The 8,460-nt window shown below is 47.7% G+C and carries 10 protein-coding genes and 1 pseudogene; 2 read left to right on the forward strand and 9 right to left on the reverse strand.

The annotated features are described in order from the left end of the window. The first annotated feature begins 77 nt into the window (after positions 1-77). Positions 78-1,340, forward strand: a complete 1,263-nt coding sequence (locus tag F556_RS0130400) for an erythromycin esterase family protein (RefSeq protein ID WP_020620789.1) — start codon at positions 78-80, stop codon at positions 1,338-1,340. A gap of 264 nt (positions 1,341-1,604) precedes the next feature. Here the strand turns inward: F556_RS0130400 and F556_RS0130405 are convergent, their stop codons facing one another. From F556_RS0130405 to F556_RS0130415, 3 genes are all read right to left on the reverse strand, one after another. Further along, the gene (locus tag F556_RS0130405; protein WP_020620790.1) at positions 1,605-2,057 is read right to left on the reverse strand and encodes a hypothetical protein; all 453 of its coding nucleotides are present in this window, start codon (positions 2,055-2,057) and stop codon (positions 1,605-1,607) included. Between the two features lie 257 nt (positions 2,058-2,314). Further along, positions 2,315-2,902 (reverse strand): TetR/AcrR family transcriptional regulator, encoded by a 588-nt coding sequence (locus tag F556_RS0130410; RefSeq protein ID WP_020620791.1) that lies wholly within the window; start codon positions 2,900-2,902, stop codon positions 2,315-2,317. Then, complete coding sequence (locus F556_RS0130415) at positions 2,877-3,662, reverse strand: alpha/beta fold hydrolase (protein WP_020620792.1); 786 nt, start codon at positions 3,660-3,662, stop codon at positions 2,877-2,879. The genes F556_RS0130410 and F556_RS0130415 overlap by 26 nt, the downstream gene beginning before the upstream one ends. A 193-nt stretch (positions 3,663-3,855) precedes the next feature. Here F556_RS0130415 and F556_RS0130420 point away from each other — a divergent pair, with 193 nt between their 5' ends. Next, complete coding sequence (locus tag F556_RS0130420; RefSeq protein ID WP_245583166.1) at positions 3,856-4,200, forward strand: ACT domain-containing protein; 345 nt, start codon at positions 3,856-3,858, stop codon at positions 4,198-4,200. A 74-nt stretch (positions 4,201-4,274) separates the two neighbouring features. On the opposite strand, the gene F556_RS0130425 is transcribed toward F556_RS0130420, so the two are convergent. From F556_RS0130425 to F556_RS0130450, 6 genes and pseudogenes are all read right to left on the reverse strand, one after another. Further along, a complete protein-coding gene (locus tag F556_RS0130425; RefSeq protein ID WP_020620794.1) occupies positions 4,275-5,021 on the reverse strand; it encodes a MerR family transcriptional regulator in 747 nt (248 codons plus the stop codon). Next, positions 4,996-5,922, reverse strand: coding sequence for a DUF2268 domain-containing putative Zn-dependent protease (locus F556_RS0130430; protein ID WP_020620795.1), 927 nt, complete (start codon positions 5,920-5,922; stop codon positions 4,996-4,998). Before F556_RS0130430 ends, F556_RS0130425 begins: the two co-directional genes overlap by 26 nt. A 67-nt stretch (positions 5,923-5,989) precedes the next feature. Continuing rightward, entirely contained in the window at positions 5,990-6,721 is a 732-nt protein-coding gene (locus tag F556_RS0130435; protein ID WP_020620796.1) for a class I SAM-dependent methyltransferase, read from the reverse strand. Between the two features lie 183 nt (positions 6,722-6,904). Next, a pseudogene (locus F556_RS38970) lies at positions 6,905-7,081 on the reverse strand (DivIVA domain-containing protein); the annotation flags it as partial. A 51-nt stretch (positions 7,082-7,132) separates the two neighbouring features. Next, positions 7,133-7,609, reverse strand: coding sequence for an SMI1/KNR4 family protein (locus F556_RS0130445; RefSeq protein ID WP_020620798.1), 477 nt, complete (start codon positions 7,607-7,609; stop codon positions 7,133-7,135). Positions 7,610-7,957: 348 nt separating this feature from the next. Continuing rightward, positions 7,958-8,460, reverse strand: a 503-nt coding sequence (locus F556_RS0130450) for a transposase (protein WP_026297593.1), incomplete at its 5' end; no start/stop codon positions are given.

An 8,460-nucleotide genomic window follows, 5' to 3' on the forward strand; every position in this document is an offset into this window, starting at 1 on the left:
GCATAGTAAGTCTGGAGCTGGGAAAACTTTAGTTGGCTCGTTCACCCAATTTGCGTATGGAAATGAGGGCAAATGCTATGGAACAACGTGTAGTGGAGATGATCCAAAAAAATGCCTCACCCTATCCCTCGGAGGAGAGCTTAACTGCGCTGCTTGCGAAGATGGCCAAGGCGAAGTACGTGCTGCTCGGTGAAGCCTCACACGGAACCTCCGAGTATTATAAGGATCGCTCAGAATGGTCCAAGAAGCTGATCCAAGAGCACGGGTTCCGGTTTATTGCCGTGGAGGGCGATTGGCCCTCCTGCTACGCCTTGAACCGTTATGTGAAGGGTCGCTCAGACGCTGGAACCGACGCTCGTGATGCCTTGAGTCAATTTGCAAGATGGCCTTCCTGGATGTGGGCGAACGAAGAGATTCTGGCGCTCGCGGAATGGCTGCGGGACTACAATTCGGATAAGCCGGCATCGGAGCAGGCAGGCTTCTACGGCATTGATGTATACAGCTTGTGGGAGTCACTGGATGAAATATTGCGCTATCTAGAGAAGCACGCGAACACGGAGCTTCAAGCAGCGAAAGAGGTGTTTGAGTGCTTTGGCGGACACAACCGGGAAGGACAGCAGTACGGAGTTGCGGCGGCTTTCTATGGGGAAGGGTGTCAGGATGAAGTTGTGGCGCTGCTGCGGAAGCTTCAGGGCAAATGGCAGCAGACAGATGACGGCGATCAGGAAGATGCACTAAGTGCAGAGCTGAACGCACTGGCTGTTCAAGGAGCGGAGGCGTATTACCGGACCATGATTCAACATGATGCAGAGTCGTGGAACGTTCGGGATCGTCATATGGTGACTTCGCTGGAGAAACTGATGGCGTTTCACGGTTCAGATGCTCGTGCAGTCGTGTGGGAGCATAATACACATATCGGGGATGCGAGATGGACAGACATGGCGTTAGAAGGCATGGTGAATGTTGGCCAATTGCTTCGCGAGAAGCATGGCGACCAGGTGTTTGCCGTAGGGTATGGCACCTATGAAGGGACCGTCATCGCTGGGAGTGCATGGGGCAGTCCTGCTCAAGCAATGCAGGTTCCCGCTGCGATGGAGAAGACGTGGGAAGAGCTGCTGCACCGGGCTGGCGCGCAGGATAAGATGCTGTTGTTCTCAGGGGACACGGCGATCTTGGACAATATTGCACTCGGCCATCGGGCCATCGGCGTCGTCTATCATCCCGAGCGCGAACGCGGCAACTACGTGCCCACCGTCGTATCCAAACGCTATGATGCGTTTATCTACTTTGACCAGACCCACGCGCTTGCGCCGCTGTCGTTGGAGACTTCACCTACCTAGCAACGAATAGCGGAACCAATAAAACCCACGAGTCGTGTGGGTTCTATTTGTCTGTTGAGGTTTATCAGCAGGCTATTTTTGCTTCCTTGCGCTTACAGGATTCATCTATCGAGCGAAACACGAATTTTCAACCTTATTCTGGCGAAAACCACGAAAATCGCTTCATAAGCTTGAAATTTCAAGCTTATTTGGGCACCTACGCTCCCTAAAGGCTAAATACATATGAAAAATCAAGCTTATTGCGGACGGCTGCTGATTCAGCTATCACTCGCTTTCCAATCCACTCTGTTTTTTCACGCCTGTAACAAAAAATCCAGCATCGTAATCGTGTCGAAACGAAATGATATACGAATCATATTTCTTCTCGATTTCTTGATTTACAATGTCGTGTATTCTTGCTGTGACTACTATTTCAGCAAAGCCATGTTCATTTTGTCTCATCATTGAGACTTCAAATGGGTCAAACCAATACGGGTTGTCTATTCCAGGCTCTAGATAGTTATTCTCTTGGAGGGCCCATAAAACCTTTCGTTGTAATTCCAATGTCAACATGTACTCTAATTGTGCTTCTCTCGTAGTTGGAAAAGTCGAAAAAGATACCCATTCAATAGAGTCTTTATGACTTGGAGCCCTATTTTTTAAATGCATGGCATCTGCGGACTGTTCAATAAACATTGTCGCAATTAGAAAAGCAGCAATCATCCAGCCCCTTCTCATATGTATCACCTCATGATTATCTTGCTTGAGTTGTATGCGAGGTATACATCAATCGCAAAAAGTAAGTTGTTGAAGAAGAGCCGGAGAGGCACGGAATCGAATCTGGAGAAGCGAAGCGTTCGCCTTTGTCCCCGGATTTCAACCGCTATAGCGGTTAACAATCGAGAAATCTGGGGACAACAGCGATCGGAAGATCGATCCGTGACTGTAGGTTATCTATTTCAACAGCCAGAAAAAAGTGCAGATAAGTGTCTTCTTTACTTCGGGCAGAACTGGTCCATGATCTGTTCTTTCATAGCCTGGACGGGATATCCCTCAGGATAGGTCGCGATCATCAGCATCATGCCTGTAAGTGTGGAGGAAAAATACAGCGACTGCAGGCGGGCATCGGCAGCACCTAAATTCTCGAATAAACGGCACTGGATCTCAAAATGGTCTGAGGTCGCTTGTTTTAACTGTTCGCTGTACTTGAACAGCACTTTATCTTCGGCCGGCTGGGTTTGTAAATGCAAATAGAAACGGTATACATCTGGCTGCTCCCTGACGCCATCCATGGCGCCATCGACGATTGATCTTAGCTGTTCCGTTGGATCCGTCAGGTTCGCGGCGGACTGCATGACCTCGTTAATCTGGTCGATTCTGTATTGCACCATACTCGCGAGGAGCGCTTCTTTGCCTTTGAAGTAATTATAGAGCAAGCCCTTTGAAACGCCAGCCCGGCTGGCAATATCATCGATGGATGCATGGTGATATCCGCGTTCAATAAAAATCTCCATAGCTGCTGTTCGAATTCTATCGCTCGCCGCTTGACGTATACGTTCATTCTCTTCCCTGGTTCGTGGCACGAGAAGGTTCTCCTTGTATGAATTTTTGGATATGGCGGGCAAGCTCAGCAGCATGCGTCAATGTGAGGTAATGGTCGCCGCCCTCAAGCTCTATGAATCGAACTTGAGGTACCCGACGATACGCCTCAGCGATCTTCCGCATATCTGGCCATTCTATTGTACCCTGAATAAACAGCGTATCGGCAGTGAGTTCCTCTAACCTTGTGACCGCTGGTGGCTCTGGCCAGACTACCTCATAGCTCTTCCATTCCGTAAATACCCTGGTCATATACAGTGTGGCCATCTCACGAACGAAATCCCTAAAGGGACTGTTCATCGTCACAACATAATTTGGTCCTGCCAGTGACTTGTCCACCATTGCGTTCACATTCGGCGCCAACGCGTTCACCTCGGCCATCCAAGAATTGAATTCATCCGAGAACACAAATCCCGTCAAAGCCGGGGCAATCACAATCAACCGTTCCACTCGCTCAGGATAGGTCAGCGCAAAGTCCGTCACGGCCTGCCCGCCCATTGAGTGTCCGATTAGCGTCACCCGCTCCAACCCAAGATGATCCAGCAAACCGCGCAGATCTTCTACAAGACTGGTGGGACTCAACGGCGCGGGAGACTGGCCAGTGCCTCTTAAATCATACGTTATCACCTGCCATGATGTCATAAGCTCCCGCAAGAGCTCCCTCCATTCCCTTGAATCGACTCCCGGGCTGTGAACGAGCACGATTGGAGAGCCTTCCCCTTGAATGTTGTAATGAAGATCCATTATAAAAGCCTCCTTCGAATGAAATGATTAGCTATCGTCATTATATTTTAAGACTGAACGTACAGTCAATAGAAAAACCGATGTTCGTTCACTTGCAATCCTCCCTTTAACATGAGATGCTGAGCGGACCAAGAACTCACTTAATGGAGCATGGAATCAAATGAACCTACACATCCTCCCTCTCAATCTCTCCGTGATTAAATTAGAGCCGCATCAGCCCATTCCAGATGTCGTCAGCTCGCAAGATTGGTTTTCCGTGACTCGTACTCAGGATGAGTTATCCATCGTGTGCCCAACATCCGCGGCTCATCACCTGAATAGAAAGGAAGCCGAGCATGGCTGGCGTTGCATTCAGGTGTCAGGTGTGCTGGACTTTGGACTGACAGGCATTCTGTATGCGTTAACCAAACCCCTGGCGGAGCGCAAGATCCCTGTATTTGCAGTCTCTACGTATAACACGGATTATCTGCTTGTCAAAGAGGAGCAATTGGAGAATGCACGCGACGTGCTGGTGTTGGCCGGCTACACGTTTCAATAATCAATGGGTATGCAAAAATGGGTATGCAAAAAAAATAGCTTCCGGAGCGATGTCCGGTTGCTATTTTTGAGCTCTTATCGATTGAGATATTTCATAATGGCTTCATACAGAAAATCTGCAAAGTCCTCCCTGCCATATTGCGCCAAGTAGCTGCTGAATCGTCCATCAGATTTGTAGGTGGTGGCAATGCAAGCCAATAACTCATCATCGCAAGACATGAAGTGCATGAGATTGCTTTTCCACGCCTCGATTAGCTGCTGGACTTCAGATGATGAAGGATCCCGATCAATATGGGCTGCCAGTTGTATGAATACAGCTTCCATCGATTGAAAGCATGCTTGTTGTTCCTCTGGGGACAAAGCCCCCATGGTTGCAAGGTATTCTTGATACGAATCGGTTTCACCATACAGGAAGCTCGCTTCATTTGCATATTGCTCTTGTATTGACAAAGTAGAGGAGTGATCAAAAAGTTTCAATTGACCAATTGCCATTCCCGATGCATAGTCTTCGACAGCTTCGATCATCGTTTCCAGTCGTTGTTTTCTAGTTATTAAGGCTTGTCTTTGCTGCTTTACAATTTCAATTTGTTCTTGCCGAGACAGCTTGAGAATATCTGCAATGTTCTTCAACGAAAAATCCAGCTCTTTTAAAAACATAATCGTTTGCAGTTTTTCCAGACTGCTTTGGTCATACAGGCGATACCCTTTGTCCGTTAGATGGTTTGGTATGAGCAAACCGATCTTGTCGTAATAATGCAGCGTACGGCTCGTGATGCCCGTAATCTGAACGATATCTTTAACTGCGAATTGTCGTTTCTTCATCCCAGAATCCTTTGACTTCGTAGAGTATTTGATGAGCAGGTGTGATTGTGGCTTCATAGATGGATTGGCCCGTTTTTCTCAAATAATATTGAATCAGATGATAGCCGCAAGCATAACCTGCGCTGTAGGGCATATTGACCGGTTTAAAGCCTTGCAGCTCTGCGAGCTCATCGCCGTACAGGTACGGGGCAAACTGATCAAAGCCTGTTACCTGCAATTTCTCTCGCAGCACTGGCTTGATGCGGTTGTTCAGTGTGTCACCACTCGTTTTCGTTACCCAAGGGCCCAGATATTCCTCCCCAAAAAGCAACGTGGCATAGTTCTCAGCTAGCCCTTCACTGACTATGAGCTCGCCCAAATTGACGGTGTGGTCCCACTGGATAAACTGATATCGCACATTGTGGTTGCATTCATGCGCCAATGCAGCCTTCATGCGAGGGATCGTATAGGCATTCGGCAAGAGTGTGCATGTGATGAACCCTGGAATGCCGCCAAAACCGCTGTATCCTTCGTTAATGACCAACGCACGGCTCTCCGGATTCCCTAACTGAATCGTAAACAAATAGTCGGATTCGCGCAGCTGCACCCCATTTTCCGCAAATAAGCCCAGACTTGTCTTCACCGCATGCTCACATTCCAACCAAAAACGATCGGAGGAGATGAGCTCAATCTCAGCTGCAATCTGCGTGGTAATCTGATCGGGGGAGCGATGCATCATATTATTCATGGTCAACACGTCAAAACCGTTTGCCTGCTCTGCCCGAAAAGGAATCTGTTGGATAGTCCATTGCTTCATATAGGGGGCCAGCAATTCGTTTCGGAAGAGCTCCACCTTGTCCTCGGGAGCTGCCTCAGCTACCCTCTTATAAATATGATCCGAACGCAAGGTTGTAATGTTCATTGTTTTCACTCCTAGTTTGGTATAGCCAGAAGTATGCACTATAACCTAACGTTAGAGTCAAGCGTTTCTATTCGTTTTTTTTGGCTTTGATGATTAGAAAATGGGGGTGTGTAGATAGCCGGTCAAACCATTTGTCATACCAAGCACTAGCCTCAGGGTCCTGCTTAAAATCTGCACTTGGCTGGGGCTCGATGATTGATTCTATTCTAAAATGTGCGGCAGTCGTATTTATTATTTCCTGTAACGGTCTTCGATAAAAAGTAACCTCAACGGGTCCGGACTCCTGTTTGTGCCATACTTCACTCAGCAGCTCATGAGCAAAATAATCCGGTCGATTAAAATGTGTGAAATCCATAAAGGGATGATGAACAGAGAACAACAGGCAGCCTCCAGGCTTCAATACCCGGCGAAACTCCTGTAAGGCCAGGTCCCAGTCGTCAACATAATGCAAGGTCAACGAGCTTACAATGAGATCAAACGCATCCTCTTCAAATGGCAGAGGGCCAGCCAGATCACAAGTGAACACCTGTGCCCGATCGCCAACACGTCTTTTGCATGCCGCGGTCATATTGGGACTTAGATCGATTGCGGTTACTTGAGCGCCGCGTGTAAGGATTTGCTCTGTATACCACCCTGCGGCACACCCAGCATCCAGAACGGCAAGGTGGTTCATGTCCTGGGGCAATTGCTGCATCATGGCCGGCCGTTCATAATACGCATTAAACCCACTCGCTGTATCTACATTCTTTTCATAGTCCCTCGCCAGTTTATCGTAAGCGGCAATCACCTTCTGCTTCATTTCACACGTCCTTCCTGTAACCTTAACTACAATCAAAAATAGACCTAACATCGTTCTTACCATTGTTAGGCCTGGAGATTCGTGGTACGTTTAGTCCTTTGCATTGCCAAAACAATAAATTTCGAGTTCGCGAATCCGCTGATGGATTTGTCTCGTGTCGGAAGCGCTATTCAGAGATCTTGTATCAGATTGATTCGACAACTGCGCCACTTTCTCCTTGAGTTCTCGGATCTGTTTTTCGAAGGCTTCATAATCTACGATAATCTGATCCAGAAACTCGTTCACTTGATCCTCATCGTACCCGCGAAGCTTACGGTCAAATTCTTTATTATGTATTTCAAGTGCAGTCAGTCTATTCATTCAACATCACTCCTTCCTCTGCAATACGTATATGAACTGATAATGTTTCACTTACGTCCGTTGAAGATAGGTATAAAAATCATCCAAACGATGAGCTACGACGTCTACTTCTTCGAACTCCGGCTCTGAGCCTCGAACAATCGCGCCTGTTGCGAGCTCAATGGCATAGAACGAATACCCCCCGTCGACCGACATCATAATGGGCAAATGCTGATCCCACCAAGCTGTGATTTCTGCTCTCCAGATAGTGTCATCCATCGCTGCTTCCAAGCTGAGTTGTTCGAATGCATCCCACGTGAATTCAGAATCGGAACGACCGTTGTAGTCGTCTTCACATAGGAACCAGGTCAACTCATCAGGGGCCACGCATTGCTTAACGGTACGCAAAAACTCTACATAGCTCGTTGGGATGTCTTTATATCTGGCTCGAAAACCTTCGTTTAAATGAAGTACACTCTGCTTATTTTCGATGATTGTCCAGCCATTTTCCTTGGCCCAATTGAAAAATGTGTCCCGTTTATTAGTCATTGGTTCACCATCCTACCGTATCTGATTAGACAATCATACCGCTCAGATCTATAAAACGGCAACCTCCTGCGCTGCGTTATGCTCGACTTTAACTTGTTCTAAATTGTTCTAACGGCCACATAAGCGCTTATTTTGGCTATTTTGAGGAGCTAGCAATTCTAACGGCCACAGGTGCCGCTATCGTCACAAAAATGCAAAGAAAGTGGCGATTAAGGTATTATAGCTGCAGATATGTGACTGTCTATTAACTATGAATAAATGAGAATATGTGCGGAAATATCGAAAAACAGGCATGGAAGAGGTCTTCAGGTAGTCTAGGTTTGAGGAGGTTGGTGCGTGGGTTTTGGCTCAAATTGCATGTCTAATTAACCCCGAACCGGGAGGCGAAAAGCGCCTGGAGACCCTTTTGAGGTTGACGACGATGCCGGCAAGATGCGCTTTAATTGCAGCTGCTTCTTTGCTGCAGGTCCACACCTTACCCAGACCGCAATGGTTCTTGAGCTCATTGTTCTTTCGCTCAATGCGCCCGCGCTTGCGAAGTTCAGCAGCGCCTGTGACCGTCGCATTGTGTTTGCGTGCTTGTTCATATTGCGCATAAAAAATGCTATGGAATACCGTTCGCCCTTTCTCGCTCGTGGTGCATCTCTCATGCATAGGGCAAGCGTTGCATTGTTCTGCATTAAACTTGTATTGCCAGCCTTGGCTTTGCTTAATGTAACTTTTCTTTTCGCTTCGGTTGCCTTGAGGGCATTGGTAGGCATCGGCCTTCGGATCATAGGTAAACGCATCGTGCGGCAAGCCTTTCTTCGGATTCGTGGAGGCAGGTACCGGAGCGACAACCCGAATCCTCT

The organism is Paenibacillus daejeonensis DSM 15491, assembly GCF_000378385.1.
Taxonomy (GTDB): domain Bacteria; phylum Bacillota; class Bacilli; order Paenibacillales; family Paenibacillaceae; genus Paenibacillus_D; species Paenibacillus_D daejeonensis.